The 18934-nt window shown below is 66.6% G+C and carries 12 protein-coding genes; 3 read left to right on the top strand and 9 right to left on the bottom strand.

Translation table 11 applies throughout. The annotated features are described in order from the left end of the window. Positions 1 to 6: 6 nt before the first annotated feature. The 6 genes from F0U60_RS08575 to F0U60_RS08550 all read right to left on the bottom strand — a co-directional run bounded on the left by F0U60_RS08575 (position 7) and on the right by F0U60_RS08550 (position 10146). Positions 7 to 1248 (bottom strand): sulfotransferase family protein, encoded by a 1242-nt coding sequence (locus tag F0U60_RS08575; RefSeq protein ID WP_395816419.1) that lies wholly within the window; start codon positions 1246 to 1248, stop codon positions 7 to 9. 72 nt (positions 1249 to 1320) lie between these two features. Then, on the bottom strand, positions 1321 to 2520 hold the full coding sequence (locus F0U60_RS08570; protein WP_395816416.1) for a cytochrome P450: 1200 nt from the start codon (positions 2518 to 2520) through the stop codon (positions 1321 to 1323). 74 nt (positions 2521 to 2594) lie between these two features. Further along, entirely contained in the window at positions 2595 to 3596 is a 1002-nt protein-coding gene (locus tag F0U60_RS08565) for a hypothetical protein (protein WP_395816414.1), read from the bottom strand. Then, positions 3586 to 4032 carry a hypothetical protein gene (locus tag F0U60_RS08560; RefSeq protein ID WP_395816412.1) on the bottom strand — a complete coding sequence of 149 codons (447 nt, stop codon included), beginning with the start codon at positions 4030 to 4032 and terminating at the stop codon, positions 3586 to 3588. The genes F0U60_RS08565 and F0U60_RS08560 overlap by 11 nt, the downstream gene beginning before the upstream one ends. A gap of 202 nt (positions 4033 to 4234) precedes the next feature. After that, a complete protein-coding gene (locus F0U60_RS08555) occupies positions 4235 to 7036 on the bottom strand; it encodes a hypothetical protein (RefSeq protein WP_395816410.1) in 2802 nt (933 codons plus the stop codon). Continuing rightward, positions 7033 to 10146 (bottom strand): hypothetical protein, encoded by a 3114-nt coding sequence (locus F0U60_RS08550; protein WP_395816407.1) that lies wholly within the window; start codon positions 10144 to 10146, stop codon positions 7033 to 7035. The genes F0U60_RS08555 and F0U60_RS08550 overlap by 4 nt, the downstream gene beginning before the upstream one ends. 201 nt (positions 10147 to 10347) lie before the next feature. Here F0U60_RS08550 and F0U60_RS08545 point away from each other — a divergent pair, with 201 nt between their 5' ends. Further along, entirely contained in the window at positions 10348 to 11010 is a 663-nt protein-coding gene (locus F0U60_RS08545) for a hypothetical protein (RefSeq protein WP_395816404.1), read from the top strand. 47 nt (positions 11011 to 11057) lie between these two features. On the opposite strand, the gene F0U60_RS08540 is transcribed toward F0U60_RS08545, so the two are convergent. From F0U60_RS08540 to F0U60_RS08530, 3 genes are all read right to left on the bottom strand, one after another. Beyond that, the gene (locus tag F0U60_RS08540) at positions 11058 to 12029 is read right to left on the bottom strand and encodes a zinc-binding dehydrogenase (protein WP_395816401.1); all 972 of its coding nucleotides are present in this window, start codon (positions 12027 to 12029) and stop codon (positions 11058 to 11060) included. A 305-nt stretch (positions 12030 to 12334) separates the two neighbouring features. Further along, entirely contained in the window at positions 12335 to 12871 is a 537-nt protein-coding gene (locus F0U60_RS08535) for a carboxymuconolactone decarboxylase family protein (protein WP_395816399.1), read from the bottom strand. 235 nt (positions 12872 to 13106) lie between these two features. Continuing rightward, positions 13107 to 17219 carry an MG2 domain-containing protein gene (locus tag F0U60_RS08530; RefSeq protein ID WP_395816397.1) on the bottom strand — a complete coding sequence of 1371 codons (4113 nt, stop codon included), beginning with the start codon at positions 17217 to 17219 and terminating at the stop codon, positions 13107 to 13109. A 126-nt stretch (positions 17220 to 17345) separates the two neighbouring features. On the opposite strand from F0U60_RS08530, the gene F0U60_RS08525 reads away from it, so the two are divergent. Together F0U60_RS08525 and F0U60_RS08520 are read left to right on the top strand one after the other, a co-directional pair. Continuing rightward, positions 17346 to 18533: a hypothetical protein gene (locus F0U60_RS08525; RefSeq protein ID WP_395816394.1), complete on the top strand. Its 1188-nt coding sequence runs from the start codon at positions 17346 to 17348 to the stop codon at positions 18531 to 18533. A gap of 142 nt (positions 18534 to 18675) precedes the next feature. Beyond that, complete coding sequence (locus F0U60_RS08520; RefSeq protein WP_395816392.1) at positions 18676 to 18924, top strand: hypothetical protein; 249 nt, start codon at positions 18676 to 18678, stop codon at positions 18922 to 18924. Positions 18925 to 18934: the final 10 nt, after the last annotated feature.

The following is an 18934-nucleotide window of genomic DNA, read 5'->3' as shown; positions in this document are numbered from 1 at the left end:
GTCGTCCTACGGCATGCGGACACCGAAGTGCTCGGTGTAGGCTCGGAAGCGCTCAGCGACCCGCTGGCCATCGAGCCCGTAGTACTCCAGCGAGTACTGGTGCACGCCATGCTTGTGGCGCGGGTTCTCCGCGAGCCACGACTGGACCACCCCGGAGGCGGCCTCCTCGCTGCCCAGTCCGGCCCAGCGGTGGATGCGCTGCACCTGCCCCGTGGGGTCCGCCATCAGCTCCTCGTAGTGCACATCAAGGAACTGCTCGGAGGGCGCCTTGGCGCGCACCGCCATGGCCCGATCCATGGCCTCGCCCCAGGTGTCGAGCCACTGTTGCCCCAGCGCCACCGGATCAGGGTCGCGTATCGCGACAACGCGTGCGGCCTCGTACAGGCTACATCCGGAGGCAACCACCGCGCGCGGATCACGGTGGGTCTGGATGATGCGCGCATCCGGAAAGACGGTCAGCAGCGCGTCCAGACAGTAGAGGTGCATGGGGCTCTTGAGCACCAGATGCTGTGCGCGCGCCTTCCACGTGAGGAGCTGGAGCACGTCGCGGTAATGGCGGTAGGCCGGCACCATCCTGTCCTTGCCCATGAGCCAGTTCATGTAACCCGGCACGTGCGCGCGGCCCTCGGCGGAGAAGTCGGAGAAGCTCTGCGCGAGCACGAAGACGCACTCCTCGGGCGCCGTGGCCACCAGGGGGTGAATCGTCTTCAGCGCGGGCATCGCCTTCTGCGCCTGTTCGGTGTAGCGGCGGGTCCTCTCGATGCGTGGGTCCGAGCCCTCTGTCGCGGGGTCTGGCGGAGGTGAGGGCCACAGGAGCTCCCACAGCTTCGGCGCCCTGGCTCCGGGCATCCTCGCGAGCAGGTTGTAGAGCAGCGTCGTGCCCGTCCGCATGAAGCCCAGAATGAACAGGGGCCGCTGGATGGGCACCTCGCGGATCTCCGGATGGCGCCGGAGGTCTTCGGCGATGTGCAGTCGCTGAATCAGATGCCGCAACATTTCCCTCTGGATGGCGAGCCGACCCACGAACGACAGGTCCGCCTCTTCCACGTAGGCGCGGGTCAGCCTGCGCAGGGGCTCGATGAAGCTCTCGTCGCCAAAGTCGTGCAGGCCCGTCTGCTGACGCGCCTCCGCCATGAGCTCGTCCGCGTTCAGCTTGAAGACCCTACGGCCCACACCGCCACCAAGCTGGTTGAGCAGCCGTATGGCCAGGGGGAGCTGTATCGCCGTCACGGTGTTCCTGCCGTTCATGGTCGTCATCCTCAACCCTCTCTTCACCGTGCAGACCCCCACTGCGTCCCTCTGAAACACCTCACAGGAGCCTCACGGCACCGGCAGCAGCTCCAGGGGCAGCACTGCCAGCCCACGCGTGGTCACCGCCACGTTCCACGTCACGGGCCCGGGCTCACGCACCAGCCGGTCACACCGCTCGAGCAACACCTCCACGGCCGTGCGCGCCTCCAACCGCGCCAGGGGGGCACCCACGCAGAAATGAATGCCCTGGCCAAAGGCCAGGTTCGGCGCTCCTGTGCGGTCCAGGTCGAAGTGGTGGGCGTTGGGGAAGACCGACTCGTCCCGGTTGGCCGAAACGAATTGCACCAACAGCACCGCCCCCTTGGGCAGCCGCACCCCGCCCAGCTCCGTCTCCTGGGTGGTGATGCGCATGGTGGACTGCGAGGGCGAGTGGAAGCGCAACACCTCCTCGATGAACCGGGGCACGAGCGTCCGGTCCGCCTTCAGCCGCGCCCAGAGCTCCGGGTGGTCCGCCAGCATCAGTCCGCAGAGCCCCAGCAGGTTGTACGTCGTCTCCAGCCCCGCGATCAGCAGGATGACGAGGAAGCTCATGAGCTCGTCATCCGACACCACCCCGCCCTGCGCCCGAGCCTGCAGCAGATCGTTCACCACGTCGTTGCCGGGCTCGCGTCGGCGCAGCTCCAGGACCTGCGTCAGGTGATGCTTGAGATCATCCAGGTCGGCACACAACTCCGCCCGCCGCTGCGTGGCTTCCGCGGGGGTGATGCCCACGCTCACCACCGCATCCGCCCAACGCTTGAAGCGCGGCACCAACGAGGCATCCAGCCCCAACAGCGCGCTCATGGCTCGCGAGGGCAGCGCCAGGGCCATTGATTCGACGAAGTCCACCCGGCGACGCGCCAGCATGTCGGCAACGATCGACTCGGCCGAGGAGCGAATGAAGGGCTCCAGGCGGGCCACGCCCTGGGCCGAGAAGGTACGGGAGATGAGCGCTCGCAAGCGGGTGTGGGCCGGCGGATCCATCATCAGGAGGGAGTCGCACACCGGGTTGCGCTGTTCGAGCCAGGCCGGCTGCACGGCCGCGCGCAGGCCCTCGGACGAGAAGAGCTGGGGATGCTTGAGGACGTAGAGCACGTCCTCATAGCGTGTCACCGCCCACATGCCTCCTGGCTCCACCTGACTGACCGGCGCGTCACGCCGCAGCGTGGAATAGAACGGATGTGGGTTGTTCCAGATTTCGGGAGCGTAGATATGGGGTCGGTTGTTCATGAGCAGGAATTGGGTGGGACCCGACGATAGACCCAATCGCGCTGTCTTTTCACCTCGCTCCAGACTACGCGCTGTCACTCTGAAATGAAGCGGACAACCTCGATGCTCTTGTCCGTCGCCACGGCGAAGCGACGGCCGGCGGGGTCCAACGCCAACGGCGGCAAGGGCGGCAGGTGGCGGATGATGCTGCTGCCCTGACGACCTGTGTTGAGCTCGGGCCACTGCTCCACGACGCGTCCGGTCGCCAGCTCGAAGAGCTTGGGGTGTTCGTTGAAGCCGACCGCGTATCCGCCCACCACCAGGAGGGTCCCCGGGAACTGCTCCACCGGGGCGATGGACAGGAAGCGGCGCTCGGCGGGCGAGTACACCGCGAGGCAAACCGAGTCCTGCAGCCGTTCATCCGCGAAGGGAGTCCCTTCACCGTCGAGGCCCGAGCACTCGAGGACCAGCGTGTCCCGCTCGCCGAAAGCCGCCGCGTGGACCTCTATGAACGATTCACCCAGCTCGATGTTCCTGGGCTCATCCAATGACTGGGGCTGCTCGAGCGCGAGGGCCACGTCGTAGACATGCGCCACGTCCACGGGATGCCAGAGCCACCCCGCGCTGAGCAGGTAGCGCCCATCTCGGCTGAACTGGAGCCGGGAATGGAAGATGTCAGGCGAGTTGCTGTCCCGCCGGGTGAGCCGCTCCCCGGTCTCGGCGTCCTCGAGCTCCAGACGACAGTATTCGTCGGGGCAGTGGGCCAGGAGCGTGCGGCCACTCGGCAGGGTCACCAGGGCGATGGGGTACTCATAGGCATCGGCATGGTAGAAGCTGCGGTTCAGCTCGCGGAGCACCTCGCCCTCTCGGAGCAGGAGCCCCTTTGTCCCGAGCTTCTCGTAGAGGACGGCGTACCGACCGTCCTGGGACATCACCGCGCTGTCGAAGCGATAGGCATAGCGGATGTGGGGCTCGGTGATACGTCCATCCAGAGCGTAGCAGCGGCCCCCGGAGACCCAGTCGACGAGCGCGTCACCACACCAGAGGAGGGATTTGGGGGCAAAAGAGGTAGGGATGACAATGCGTTCAGTTCTCATGAGCGCCGGGACGCAGGGTACCCGAAAATCCTGACTTCTCGGCCCCTGCTGCGCCTTGATCGCCCGGAGCTCCAGGGTTGATCTCCACCTTCTCGCCCACGACCAGCAGCGTCTTTCCGAAGACGTCTCGCGCTTCTAGCGCTGCGTGCGCCTTCGCAGCCCGCTCTAGTGGGAAGGTCTGTCCAATGACAGGTATCACCTCGAACGCGGCCTGGCCCACCGGCGCCGTCGAAGGCTCGAAGTAGTCGAACACAGCCTCGGCACCCAGTTCCCGGGCTACACCCAGCATCTGCTTGCCGCGCGCGGCACCAATGACCCGCGCACCGGCCGCGCGTGCCAGTTTCAGGCCGCGACACTCGGCCCGTCCAAACTCCCGCGCTTCTCGGTGAGCATCGACGCAGGTGGAAGCAGGCGAGTCGTGCCGCCTGCTGCCCACGCGTCAGCTCCGGGTCGTCCTCTGGGCCAGCACCGCCTGCAGGTGCAGTTCGGCCTGCTGCCGGCACTCCTCCAACGACTGCTCACGCCGGTTTACTTCAGAAGGTGCCTCTCGCACCCGACCCCTGGGGGTGGGGCTGCGTCTTCCCCACCCACCTTTTGGATCACCCGACTTGCCACCTCCGGGATTCATCGAGCGCTCTTCAGTCGGGGAGCGGACGAGGGTTCTGCAGGTATTGATCGAGCTCGCGCAGCAGCCGCTCCGCCAGCTCGTCGGCAGTGGGGAGCCAGGCCACCGTGAAGCGGGCATCCAGGCCCGTGCGCCGGATGCGCTCCAACCACTCGATGGTTACCCGCTCCGGATAGCCCGCGGACAGCGCTGCCTCGTGCAGCAACGAATACTCCCGCAGCAGCCAGGTGCTGAAAGTGATGGGGTCGTCCGAGCCCACGGCGATGGGCACCGGGGGAGGGGCATCCTCCTCCTGCTCCGGGGGGAAGAGGCGCAGGATGGGATGGTTGCGCAGATCCAACAGGTCCCCGATCAGCAGGTTGCTGGAAGGGTTGACCTCCACGACGAGCCCCCGGTAGGCCATGCCGCGCCGCAAGGCGTTCTGCACGGCGTAGAGCGCCGACACCTCGGAGGCATCCAGGGAGATATCCACCGGCTCCTGCCCGCGCAGGAAGACCTGCTCGTCCTCGCGGTAGCAGCGCAGGATGCTGCTCACCACCGGGTGAAAGCGCACGTGCTCGGGGTCCAGCATCCGCACTCCACGGTCGAAGCCATCCAGGCTGCCCTCCGGCCGCACGCGGGCCACCGGAACACAGAAGAGCTGGTGCAGCACGTGGTGAACCTCGGCCAGCACCTGAGGCTCGTAGCTGCGACGGAAAACGACGCCGGACAGTTCCCGGATGCGGTTCTCCACCTGTTCCGGCCGCCCGGGAGGCGCCTCGGCTCTCAGCTCCGGATCGATCCGATAGCTGCTGTACAGCCGCCACTCGAAGATCAAGTCCCACAGCCGGTCCTCGGCCGTCGTCATCACCGAGCCGGCCGACTCCGACCACAGGCGGGGTTCCACACCGAGCGCCGTGGCGTGCCCCAGCCGTCCCCGGGAGCGGCCCAGCAGGTACTGGATGCACTCGAAGATGCGCCGCATGCCTTCCATGAGATGACGAAAGTCCTCTCCCACGTGGGCTGTGAGCTGCAGCGGAGGGGGCTGATAGAGGCGGTGCTGATCGGCGAAGGTCGTCGCGGACAGGTTCGCCTGCCATTGGACGTAGCGGTAGAGCGGCACCAGCACCCAGGTGGGGACCCCCAGCTCGTCGGAGGCCACGTCCAGCCCGCGCAACAACCACAGCACCAGCGGCACTCGCTGCAACAGGTCCGTGATGGAATGGGCCCTCACCACCTGATCCGAGAAGAAGTCCCCATAGCGGCCCCCCAGACGGACGACATCACGAGGGTGGGGCTCAGCGTGCGTCCGCCGTTCTCCGGCCGGAGGGGCCCCAATGGCCCAGAGCTTGTCCGGGTCCCGCTCCTTGGTGAAGTGGATGAGCACCCCGAACTCGGGCTCCCGTCGGCCGTGCCTCGGCGCCTCGGTGTGCTGGAGCACCTGCCGCCACGAGCGGATGAGCACCCGGAGATCCTCGGCCAGCGCGAAGGAATCAGGACCTGGCGCGGTGCGCACCTCCAGGGCTGTGAGGGGCTGACCCCGACCCGCGACGTGGAAGGACACCTCGGCGCGGGCGGCATGCAGCGGAGCGCGCACCCAGAGCAGCCGGTCATAGAACCGGACAAACCATTGCAGCCCCGCCGTCATCGGCCGCTGCACCACCGTGCGGTAGTACAGGCAGCGCACCCGCAGCGCCTGCCAGAAGAGACGGGCGAAGAGTCCGTCCTGCTGTGGGGCGGAGCCGTCCTCCTGCTCGCGCTGCGCGAGGTAGGCCAGGCCATGGCGCATCAGCCAGCGCTCCCCTCCATTGGGGGTCTTCAGACGCAAGCGCACGGCGATGGGATCGCAACGCTGCCATATCTCCACCAGTGTCTGGGGAGGCCATTCGCGAAGGGCATTCCCGGAAGTGTGGAGCTGCCTGTAGAGGTCATGCAACCGGTAGAAGTCGGGGAGCTCCGACTCGTCGCCATGAGAGAGGGCCCGGAGAGTCCTGTAGAACACCTGGAGCTGGTAGGGGCGCCACGCCGGCCTGCGGCTCAGCTCATCCAGGAAGTCACTCAGCCCGAGAAAGGCGGGGCGCGTGTCGCCGATGGACCGGAGGAACTCGGCAAGCACACAGCGGGCCACGGCCGCGGCGAGCAGCCACTTCAGCATCGTCTCTCCCTCGAAAGGCAGAGCGGGGCTCTGCAGCTCATCGTGCGAGAGGGCGGGATCCGCCAGTCTCGCCAGCAGCGAGGCCCAGAGGAGGGAGAAATCCATGCCCGCGCCGATGTGGTGGTGGATCTCCGCCACGCCGATATCCACCAACCGCCGCAGCAGCAGGGGAGGATCCACGTTGACATAGGAGGGAGGAGGCTCCACCGGCAGCGCGGAAAGCAGCAGGTCCTCGGGAAGGGCGAAGATGAGCCAGCGGTAGTGGATGGAAGCGTCGAAGGCGTTGGCGTCGTAGCTCTGAACGACCTCGGTGACACCAGGACGAGACTCGAGGAAGCTGCCGGCCAACTTGCGCAGGTAGCGCAACAGGGAGACGGGCTGGAGGGAGGAGAGCCTCCGGCGGCCCGGGACCGCGCCGAACCAGAAGAAGTCGCGCGCCATGATGAGCCGGTCCAGAGACCAGCCGCTCGCATGTTGTGACAGCGACTCCTCGCACTCCATCCACAGCTCCCGCGTCCGTCCACCTCGGATGGTGTCGAGCTCGGGATTCAGATTCACCATGGCCCTCCGGAATGCTTTCAGGCTGACCAGGGGATGGCTGGCGATCTCTGCCCGGACGTAGGCCTCGGGGACGCGCCGCGGTGCCAGGGAAGCGCCGGTGGAAGCATGGGTCTGGTTCATTTCAAGGGACCCCTCCTCCTCCGCCTCCTCGCCGGGGCTCTCACTTCCCTGTGCACCGCCTCACCGAGGCGGAGCCGTCCCTTCTGAACGACCCTGCCCTGCTCGGGAACCTTCGTCACACGCACCTGCTTCCCGCGACCCTCCTTCCCCTTGGCGGCTCGACTGCTGGTGATCCACTCCTCGCAGGCCCGCGAGAGCCAGCCGTAAAGACTGAGGGCATCGGCGCCAAGGGCCTTGTCGTGGCGCTTTTTGTGGAGTTTATAGGCCCTGGAGTGCTCCACCTCCCCGAGGACCATGGCGTACCGGCGCTGGTTCAGGAGCTCCGACTTCAACCCCTCGTGCCTGCTCCACCAGTGACGGTGGGTGACGCCCGGAGGCGGTGTTTTCAGCACCTTCTCGAAGTGACTCCTGCTCTGGGATGGAATGAACTCCGACCCCAGCAACAACGGCAGGCAATGGTCCAACCAGAAGCAGGCTATCCCCAGCCGGTGGTAGCTGGCCCTGCTCTCCCAAGCTCTGGCGAAGAGCGTCTCGATGTTATTCATGACACTCCACACGTAATCGAAGAAGTCCTTGTCCTTGGTGAGCGTCAGAGCATCCGCATCCTCCTTTCGATGCACCACCTTCGCGAGCCTCGTCCAATCCCACCCACCGCGTCTCTCACCAGACACCGAGCACACATTGTCGATCCACGCCGCCATGACGAAGCTGAACTTCTTGGCATCCATCTCCTTGAGCTGCTCGCGCTTTGAGGAGGCCACTGCGTCGGAAGCCTGAAAGAGATTCTGGATGCGATGGAGGAAGGCCCGCCATTGCATGGTGAAGATGACGAAGTCGATGAAGGTGTTCCAGCTAGGGAGGAGCCACCAGAACTCGAGCTCGGTGTCGAGCTTGCCGGCTCCAGGAGGCTTCAGCAGCACCTCGTGCAGCGTCACCGTCAGCTCGGGAAGCATTTCGCGGGGAGTGGTCGAGAGGTTCATCACCCTCCGTTCCCGGGTGAGTACCAGCAGATCGTGCAACAACATGAACCAACCAGCGACGTTGGACGGCATGAGGACCTTGCGGCCGGGCTTGTCGAGGTCGCGCTGCTCGAGGATGACGTCCTGGAAGTGCCGCAGGTGCAGCTCGGTGCGCAGCACCTCGAAATGGTTGCTCTCGGGCTTTTGCTTGTCCGGGTGCCAATGCAACACTTCGGACAGGGAGGTGCGCTTAAGCCGCTGGATGGGATTGCCGGTGAGATCCAGGACGGTGCTCCCCTGCACGTTGCGACGCATGATCCGGTTGAGGAGTTGCTCACTGGCCCAGCCAGGAAGATCGCTCTCATCAACGGAAGCACGCAGCATCGCCTCAGCGATCTTGATGGGCTGCTCTTCGCAGGACTCGCAGAAAGGCTCCGCACCCGGGTTGTGGCTCGCGCTGCCATCCGGGAGCGGGTGGCCCTGCGCGAGGTGATTCTCCGTCTCCTGAGCCGCGACCCGGACGGACTGCCACAGGTCCAAGGCGGACCGAGCCGACAGGGTGAGGGCCAGTCTGGCCGCATAGCTGAAAATGGGAGGGGTGCTCTCCTGAGCCCAGCTCCAACCGTTCTCCCCCTCTGTCCTTAGTTGGTTGACGAACTCAGCCAGGCAGTCGAGCTCATCCTCCCCGGGGTCCGTGGCCTGGGTCTCTTCCTTGGGAGTCTTCTTCTCCTTCAAGCGCTTCTCGAGGTGCTCGTTCAGACGCTCCACATTCTTTTCCAGCTTCAGGAACTTGATGAAGGCGTCCAACCGATGCACATCCTGCAGCGAGAACACCCCTTGCTCCCTCAGGGTCTGGCTGTACTCCGTCAAGAGCGAGGCGTCCTTCAGCTTCGACGGCTTCTTGTCGTCCCAGACGATGAGCCGATCCCGGAGGTCGAAGAGGTCGGCGAAGCTCTTCAGCCCGTGCGACTCCTCCTTCTGACTGGGGAGTCGGATCTTCCTGAGGAAGTGCGAGAGGCTCCTCGCATCGTACCCACTGCCCGACAGAGGGGGGGGCGCCTCGAAGTTCCAGGCCTCCCTGGGCTTGACCGAGACAATCTGGATGCGGTGGATGGGGGGCAGCACCCGGCGCATGGCGGCAGCGGCCTGGCGGCGTGCGATGGACAACGTCTCCTCCCGGCTCTTCGGCCCCAGAGGGGTCTGGCCGGATGAGGTCAACTCCATCTGGAAGGAGCGCTCCAGGAAGAGCTGGAACTCGGAACGCCCGGAGGCGAGAACGAACCAGAGCTGCCGGCTGGCCACCATCCGCGTCAGTTTGAGAATGAGATGAAGGTGCTGGATGCTGCGATCCACGTTGTCGATGGGCAGCACCAGGAGGACCTTCTGCTGGCTGCCGTGGCCGAACCTGCGCTCCGCCAGGAGCCGGGACACCGAGTCCATGGCCTCGAAGAAGTCACGCCGGAAGGTGGCATAGATCTCCGCTGCCTTGATCTGCTGCTCGGCTCGCTGGCGAGGATCCTTTGCCTGTACCGGGCTGTCCTCCCACATGAAGGTGGCATCCCGGACGAGCTTGTCGATCTTCCCATAGGGATCATTCAAGCCCTCCTCCAGGAGAGAGGGAGGTGCCCATCCGTCCCTCCGCCTGTGCTCGGGGCTGGGATCCAGCGCGTTGCGCACACGCACCAGCAGCGTGGCCAGGAGGTTGACCTGCGTGGGCAGCGGCTCCATGTCCAGGGAGTCCAGCCAGACGATGTGCTCCCCGAGTTTCTTGAGTACATTGAAGAGCTTCTCGCAGCGCTCCTTGTCCCGGAACTCGTCCAAGGGGGAGGACGCGCCGTCGGCACGGGAGCTAAAAAACTCTTGGGGATTGCGGAGTGCATAGGACATCGACAGCAGGATGGTTGTCTTCCCGAAACCCCGGTCACCCGAGACGAGTGCGCTCGTCGCGAGCTGCTCTTCCTTGGAACTCGAGCCGGCCGAGCCCTCGTCCCGGCGTGAGCGGCAGGCCGCATCCAGCCAGTGGATGAGTTCCTCCAGGGCCCTCTGGGTGGCGGGCAGGAGCTCGAGCCACCTGAGCGCCGTGGCCTCGGGCCTGGGGCCGTGCGCGATACCGAAGCCAACGTCGCACGAAGTACCGCTAGTCGAGCGCATGTCATCCCCTTCCCGTCGTGCCTCCAAGAGGAGGTTAAGAGAGAGGTGGGGTTGACGAAGCACGAACAGAACTGGCTGGAAGGCGGGACGACCCTCAGGCCGTCCGTCCGTACACCTACCGGCGCTTGCGCTCACCCGCTGGCGAGTAACCATGATTCCAGAGGAGAGAATCTGTCGCGTCCTAGCAGAAGGAGGAGCACCATGCCCGGACAAGAGATGGCCAAGGAGGGCGTGAAGTCCGTGGGTGGTTTCTTCCGCGCCTTCGACATCGCGTTCTTCATGCCGGGAGCGATCGTGCTATTCGCGATCGGGTGGTTTCACTTCGACAAGCTCGCCCACTCCACGCAGTTCCAGCAGCTCGCCAGGGCTTGGGGAAGCGACTCGGCGAGGAACTGGTTGCTCGCCTTGATGGTAGCCATTGCCCTCATCATCGCGACCTTCGTGGCGGGGCTGTTCTGCCATGCCCTCGTACGGCTCGGGTGCTCACTGGCGGAGCGGCTCGGCAACAAGAAGAAAAAACACCCCTACCGAAGCCTGGTGGACCAGCTGTTCAACCATGACAAGCCACCCAACCCGCCCGCCGCAGGCCCAGGTACGCCCGAGTACGACCGCGAGGCGAGCGAGCTCTCCATCTATCTCTGGAACCTGTCCACACTGGGGTGGAACCTGGCGGTCGCCTTTCTGCTGGTGCCGCTCATCGGATGGTGGAGGTGGGGGGTGGGCGTCCCGTTCTGGCTCCTGGTGGCGGCCGCAATTGCCCTGCTCGGGTCGGACTTCCGCTACCACTCGGTGAAGTTGGGCCAGAAGAAGAAGACCGAACGCCGCGCCACGGGGGCAGCGGAAGCGCTGCCGCACACCCCATGACCTGACAGTGGCGCTCAGAAGAACCGTTCCACCTATGGAACAACGGTTCAGAGCACCAGCAGCGTCTTTCCGACGACGCCTCGAGCCTCTAGCGCGGCGTGGGCCTCGGCAGCCCGCTCCAGGGGGAAGGTGTGCCCAATGACTGGCTTGAGCCGGCCCGCGGCGGCCTCGGCCAGCGCGAGCTCGGCCATCCGCTTCGCCTCCTCGGGCCCGAACTGCACCTGATCGATTCCTCGCACGGTCACCCCACGCCGTTCCGCCTCCTGGGGATCAATCTGCGTGAACCCTCCACCTGGTGCACCATGCGCGGAGAAACGACCGCCTCGCGCCGTCACCTCGAACGCGGCCTGGCCCACTGCCCCACCGGCGCCGTCGAAGACCACGTCAGGCCCCTTCCCTCCCGTCACCTCACGAACCCGCTCGGCCCAGCCCGGCTCGGAGTAGTCGAACACAGCCTCGGCCCCCAGCTCCCGAGCTACACCCAGCTTCTGCTTGCCGCGCGCCGCGCCGATGACCCGAGCACCGGCCGCGCGGGCCAGCTGCACCAACAGCAGGCCGAGACCGCCACCCACCGCGGTGATCAGCACCCACTCCCCCGGACGGAGTCGCGCCCTCTCGGCGAGCCCCAGCGCCGTGGCACCGTCATGGAGGAGCGCCGCCGCCTCGCGCAAGCCCAGCCCCTCTGGCACCAAGCTCAACCCCTCCACCGGGGCCAGGGCCTGCTCGGCATAACCGCCATTCCCCACGGTCCGGGTGACGACACGCCGACCCACCCAGCTCGGGTCCACCCCCGCACCCACGGAGCGTACCCGCCCGGCAACCCCGTTACCCGGCACGTACGGAGGATTCACCGGAAAGTATTCCCGCCCCCACCCTCGCCGGAGCTGCGTGTCCAGGAACAGGACGGATACGGCGGACACGTCCACCACGACTTGCCCGGGCCCCGCGACCGGCTCCGGTACCTCGCGCGTCACCAACACCTCGGGCCCCCCGAAACGCGTCACCTCGACGACTCGCATGCCTGCCTCCTTGCCTTGAAAGGCAATGGGATTTCAGTCGCCTCAATAGCTACGACCTCAAGTGCACTTGAGGTCAAGGCAATCGACATCCCGATGCGAGGGCGCAGACATTCGATTTTCTCGAACGATTCGAACCACCTTTTGCCCGTTTCGTCGTAACGACTGTCGCTGTACATCTTCCTCATCAACCCGACGCGAGGTTCCGGGCGACGGGCTGACGGTTCCTTTTCCCTGTCACACTTTTCATGGAGGAAAGCGCCCAGGTCACGCCAGCAGGAGTCGTGTACACCTTCCCGACGGCGACCTCACTGCGGCTTCGGGAAATCCAGCACGGTGTCGTTGATTCGATTGAAGACGTTGGTGAACGTAATCACCGAGATGGCCAGCCCGACTTCCACCAATTGCTGGGGGGTGTAGCCAGCTTCGAGGATGGCGCTCACCTCCGCATCGGGCAGCGTGCCAGGGTGGGCCAGGAGGTAGCGGACGAAGCGCACCAAGGCGTCGCGTTTGGCGTCTCCGGTGGGCTGGCCGGCGCGCACCTGGCGCATGGCTTCCGGGCTCAGCCCCGCCATCTTGCCGACCAGCGTGTGGGCCGCCACGCAGTAGTCGCAACCGACGGCCTCGCTGACCACCAGCTTCACGGTCTCCTGGTCGGGCTTGCTGAGGCTGCCCCCGGCCAGCGCCTTGTCCGCCGCGAGCATCGCCTTCAGGGCAGCGGGCTGCAGGCTGCCGAGAGTCGCATAGGCATTGGGGATGCGGCCCAAGGACTGCTTGAGCGCAGTGAAGACTTCCGCGGTGGCGCCAGTGGCTTCTTCGAAGGGAATCGCTTGAAAACGTGCCATGAAAGCTCCTCTTGAACGTCGAAGGTTTGAATTGTCGTGGACGTCTCCTTGCATCTCCCATCCCTGTTCGTGGATTGCAACACCAGCATTGATGACTCACGGCCGGTGAGCGTTCGCTCCCTCTTTCGAGTGAAGTGTTTCATCTGCTTTCGGGTGATTTCTCCCAAAGCCTGACGCTCTATCCTGACGTTCTCGGCCCGGGCCCCCTGGAGCGCGATGATGGGGACGCGACGGCTCACTGCTTCGGAGCGATGGACACCTTGAGGCCATCACGCCAGATCTTGTGATCGTCCGCGTAGTAGAGGTACGCGCGGCTCGCCGGACCCGTGTAGGTGCCCGGCACCGCCGCGATCAGCGACAGGGGCACCTCCAGCTTCTTCCGCGGCTCCATGCCCCGCCAGTAGAGGACGACGTCGCGGCCGATCACCTCGTAGGCATCCACCGTGTGCTTCTTCACCAGCTCCTTGAGCTGGTCATGCCGGACCTCGAGTCCGCCCGGCACGCCGAAGATCGCCACGGTGGTGGACAGCTTCTGGTCGCTCCGGTTCGTCACCCAGACACGCGCCTCGGTCGGCTCGCCCTCTGTCAGGGCCGTCTTTGCCAGCGCCACCTCCAGGTCCACCCGGGTGTCTGGCGAGCTGGCCGGCACGAGGGCGTTGTAGGTGACTTCGATCGAGTAGGGCAGCTCCGAGCCGCCTTCCATCCGCAGCTCGATCTTCCGCTCGCCCGCGGTGAGCAGCTCGGACACGTCCGGCAGCTTGAGCGCCTCCTGCGTCTTGCCATCGAACTTCACGGCGCCGCCCACGGGCTGGCCGTCGACGTAGACGCGGACCGAGCCTGGAGCCCGCTTCGCCGAGCGCGCCTGATCGTAGGCGACGATGGCACGCAGCACGAGCACCGTGCTCTGGGTCGAGCCGTAGCGGCCTCCCTCGCACGAGTCCGCCAGGAACCGCATCGAGCGCTCCACGTTCACCAGGTGGGAGGGCTCCCTCAGCCAGGCCAGCACCGCCAGCGCGGTGGTCTCGATCTGGAGCGTCTCGCCCGAGCTGCCGACGATCGACTGCGTGCCCCCCTCCACCACCCCGGTCTTCCCCTGCTTCGCGGCGAGCCGCTCCATGAGCTTGCGGGCCTCGGCCCCCTCCCCCGCGAGCGCCATCACGTTCGCCGCAAGTGCGAGCACGTAGCTGTTCTGGCTCTTGATGGCGGCCGCCTTCAGCGCGCCCACCTCCTTGGACAGCTCACGGGCCTGCTCCGTCGGCTTGTCCGCGCTCTCCAGCAGGGCCCAGAGGATATAGGCATTGGAGGTGTCGGGGTCCTCGATCCAGGTGTGGAGCGCGCGCCGCTTCCGCGCGAAGCCTCCCTTGCCATCGCGCTGCTTGAGCAGCCAGGCCCGCGTGCGCTCGAGCATGGCGGCGTCCACGTCCCGCACCTGCTTCATGTCGCTGAAGTGCATCAACCCGAACGCCGTGAGGGCCTCGTGGCCGGGATTCTCACCGAACCACTCGTAGCCCTTCTCCGAGCACTCGAAGCCCACCAGCCGCTTGTAGCCCGTCTCCAGCTTCTCGCGCGCCGACGCCACCAACTGAGGGCTCACCCCGCTGTGCGTCTGGAAGTACTGCTGCGCCATCGTCATCGGATAGGTGGTCGAGCTCGTCTGCTCGAAGCAGCCGGAGGGCTCCTGGATGAGCCGGGCCAGCGACTCGGTCATGTTGGCCAGGGGCGAGGGGTACACCGCGATGGAGGACTTCACGCTGCCGCGCACATGGTTGGCGGGCAGCGTCACCGAGTGCACCACCGGCTGCCGTGACGACAGCAGCCCGCCGAACGAGGCGCGGAGGGGGAAGCCATTGGGCTTGATGCTCAACGTGCGCCTCACCGTATCCACGTAGTTGCCCGCGGTCGCCGTGAGCGACACCTCCACGGGTCTGGACTGAGAACCGACCTTCAGCTCCAGGATGCGCCGAGCCCGCTCGTTCGCGGCCAGGTTCATCGTCGGGAAGGAGGACGCCTTCACGTCACCGCGCAGGCCGACCTTCACCGCCGCTCCCTGGAGCGTCGTGGACGTGCCATTCACCAGCGCCAGCGGCAGTTGAATCACATCCCCGGACGTCACCTCGAGCGGCAGCTTGGGCTCGACATAGAAGGGCTGCACCGACTCGATCGTGGCCACCGCCGAGCCGAGCGCACCGTCAGCCCCCACGGCCCCCGCGAACGCCTTGAAGCTGGTGACCGAGTCGTTCAGACCAAACGAGACGCGAACCTCCCCCGTCTTCGCATCGGTGCGCACGCCCGCGTTCCAGAAGAGCGTCTCCGTGAAGTCCACGCGGTCCCCCGGCTTGCGCCCAGGCCGCACCGTGTGGGCGTACTCGCGGAAATAGACCGAGGGCTCGGAGTGCAAGCGCTTCCCCGCCATGCGCTCGTCCGCTGGCATCTCCCTGTCCGCGACGATCGCCTGTTGCCGCGAGGCCTCTCTCTTGGCCCTGCGCTCCGCCTCCACCATGCCCCTGGGCGCCACGGGCTTCTTGGCGGAGGGGAGTGGGGGTGCGGCGGGCGGCGCGGCTCGGGGGACCGGCGCGGCCTGAGGAACCGGCGCGGCCTGGGGCACTTGGGCAGGCATGGGAGAAGGCCCCCCGGCCACCAGCACCTCGGGGATGACGCCCCCCTCGAACTCCTCTCTCGAGGGCTCCAGCGGCACCCGGACGGCGAGCACGCGCCGGGCCGGATCGCCATGCTGGGAAACGAACTGCTCGGCATCCGCCAGCGCGAACCGCCGCCAGCCTTGGGTGCCCAGCAGCAGGTCCACCGCCAGCTTCGCCTTGGGGTTCTTCTCGTCGAAGTAGACCTGGGCGTCGGCCAGCTCCTTCACCTCGGGCTCGAGCAGCACCATCACCGGCAACTGGGGCGCCTGCTCACGCTTCTCGATGAGCTCCAGCATCGCGTCGTCCGTGACGGTGAGCATCACCAGCGCCGAAACCGGCTTGCCTCCGCGTGTCGTCCGGGCGGTGAGCTCCACCTGGTCGCCCGGCACGTAGCGCGGCTTGTTCGCCTTCAGCTCGATGGACAAGGCCTTCGCGGGCTGGCGGAACACCAACCGCTCCGCGAGCGGACGGCCCTCGGCGTCCCACACGGTGGCGATGAGCACGCCGTCCGCGTCCTTCGGGTCGAGGATGACCTTCTCGTTCGGGTCCACCCGCGACGAGTCGAGCTCCACCTCACGCTGGCTCAGGGTCAGCTTCGCCTGCTTCACCCCCGACAGCCCCACGGTGAGCACCACGGGCTGTCCGGCGGGGATGACGTCCTCGCGCGCACGGAGGACGGCGCCCCGGGCCTTCACCTCGGGCAGAGGGAAGGGCTTGCGGATGCCCGAGGGCTCGTCGATGCGCAGCGCGTACTTCACGCCGGCCTTCGGGGTCAGCTCGAAGCGGCCCCGGCCCTCGTGCTCCGAGCGCACCGGCGCCACCACCTCGCCCGTGGCCAGGTTGATCACCGCGCCGGACAGGTCCGCGGGCTTCTGCGCGGGCGTCAGCGCCTGGAAATAGACGCGCGAGGGAAGTCCCGCCACCAGGTCGCCGCCCTCCGGATACAGGGCGAGATCGAGGGTCTGCAGCAGGATGGGGATCGTCTTGGCCGCCGTCTCGACCACGCCACCGTCCTCGATGGCGAAGGCGAGAGAGCCCTCGCCCCGCTCGATCCGGGTGGGCAGCTTGAAGCTGACGGTGCACAACCCCTGCGCGTCGACCACGCCCATCACCTGCGCCGCGGTGACGCCATCCACGAGGGCGGTGGCGGTCACCCGGGCGCCCGAGGGAACGCCGCCCTCGGCACGCTTCACGTCGAGCGTGGCGGTGACGGTGTCCCCCGGTCCGTAACCATCGCGGAGGAACTCGATCTGCGACTTGAGTCGGGGAGCGCGGTAGGCACGCACGTCAAACTTGCGCTCGGCGGGGGCCTCGCCCGTCCAGGGGTAGGAGACGCTGAGCGTGTACTCGCCCCCGGCCATGTCCTCCGGGACGGTCCAGGAGTAGCCCCAGACCGAATGCTCGCTCATCACCCTCGCGGAGGTGACGACGTCCCCCTTGGGACCCCGGATCTCCACGGTAGCCTGCACCGGATTCGCGAGGGGGGTATGGCCGTGGGCCTTGAGTATGAGACCTCGGGCCATCACCTGCTCACCGGGCCGGTAGAGGGGCTTGTCGGTGCTGATGAAGGTCAGAGAGCGCTCGGGCCCGCCAAGTGAAGCCGTGTCCGCCCGGGCAGCCAATACCTGCTGCTGCTGGAGGGTCATGGGAATGGCGAGGCCGACGGTGACGAGCACCAGGAGGGCGCGTGGGACGACGTGGTCGAGCATGAAAGTCCCTGGGACTGCGAATAGGAGCCAGTAAACGGATGGGCGCATCAAAAGGTCTGTCCGGCCCAACCCAGGGAGTCTGCTCCGAGCCAGATGCTGGCCCGGCTCGGGTAGAGTGTCCGGGTCATGAAGAGGTGTGGCGACGACCAATGGTGGGTGGACGGCTCCCGGCTGATCATCCAGTATGAGAGCAAGCGGTCGAGGCTCATCCGCGGCGGCTTTCTCCTGTTCACCGCCGCGGCGTCGGGCGCGTGGCTGGTGGCCCGGCCCAGAGAGTTCCTCTCGCCGCTGCTCGTCCTGGTGTTCTCGCTCATCAGCGGCCTTGAGCAGTTGCTGGGTGTCCGGCGAATCGTCCTGGAGCGAGGGGAACATGGCCGGGTCACCTGGGGCAGGGGTCTCGGCATTCCCTTCTACCGGAGCGAGCGGCCGCTCGCGGCGTTCACGCAGGTGCGGCTCCTCACCTCGGAAAGCCAGTCGCAGCGAACTCCTCCAGGCAAGGTGGTGCTCCACGGGCCCGAAGGGGTGGCCCTGCCTCTGTCCAGCACCCATGACGACGACGAGGCACTCGCCCTGGCCGAAGCCGTGGCCCGCCACGCGGGCCTGGGACTGCAGGTGGACGGTGGGCGCGTGCGCTCCTTCGAGGAGACGACCGCTCGCGAGGGCTCCCGGTTCCGCTCGTGGAAGGAGGAGCGCCCCACGAGCTCCAAGCCCAAGGCTCCGACGAGTGTGCGCATCCAGGTCGCCGAGCAGGACGGCCGACTCGTGGCGACGCTGTCTGCTCCCGGGTGGCTCGGGTATAGGTGGCAGCTGGGCACCGAAATGGGCGTGCTGGGGCTGGGTCTGGTCCCGTGCTACCTGGTGAACAACTCCTTCAGGTCGCTCGCCCCGGGCGTTGTGCTCTCCCTGCTGGGGGGCGCGGCGGTCATCCTGGGCATGGGCTTCATGTCGCTGCGGGAGACCCTGAATGCGATGCGCACCACCTGCCGGCTCACCGTGTCGCGGCAGGGACTGGAGGTGACATGGGCCGGGGGCAGGACTCGGGAGCCGATCCGGATCGCCGCGCACCTCATCCGGGACATCGACGTGCGCGCGCACTTGCAGCAAGGCGAGCGGCGAGCCCGGCCCATGCTCGTCATCGAGCGGGAGGGTGGAGAGCTGCTCGCGCTCGGAGCGAAGCTACCTCGCGAGGCGCTGACGGAGTTGGCGGGACGGTTGCGCCAACGATTGGCCGAGGTGCTCGAGGCCCGTCGTCGAGAGCAAGGGGATGAAGTACGGCAGGCACAGGTGCGGCGGTCACCGGTGATGGAGCGGTGACGCGACGCCGCACGTTCGGCAAGAACGCGGGAGCGCATGAGCGGGATTGAGAGCGAAGACGCCGTGGAACCTGCCTGCACTGCGTGCGTCACTCCTGATACGCGGGGCGTCTCGATGTCAGCCTGAGCTCTGGGAGGGGACGATGCCAAGAAGGCTGCTGATGCTGGTTCCGCTGCTCGTGCTGGAGACGGGTTGTCCTCATGCATGGGGGCGAGGGGGAACCATCGACAAGGCCCTGGCCAAGGACATGCGGGAGTACCTATCGAATCGGAACTGCACGCTCGAGGATGAGGAGTGGTGGGAACAATGCGGCGAGGATTTCTGGATCAGACCGCGCATCGAGCAGAACGAATGCCCGCTGGAGTGCTACCCTCCCAGGCCGAAGCCATGAGGGTGGGCGG

Origin of the sequence: Archangium minus (genome assembly GCF_044360475.1) — a bacterium.
Lineage (GTDB): Bacteria > Myxococcota > Myxococcia > Myxococcales > Myxococcaceae > Archangium > Archangium minus.
The sequence above is the reverse complement of the archived record's forward strand: the minus strand, read 5'-3'. Positions and strand labels throughout refer to the sequence as shown.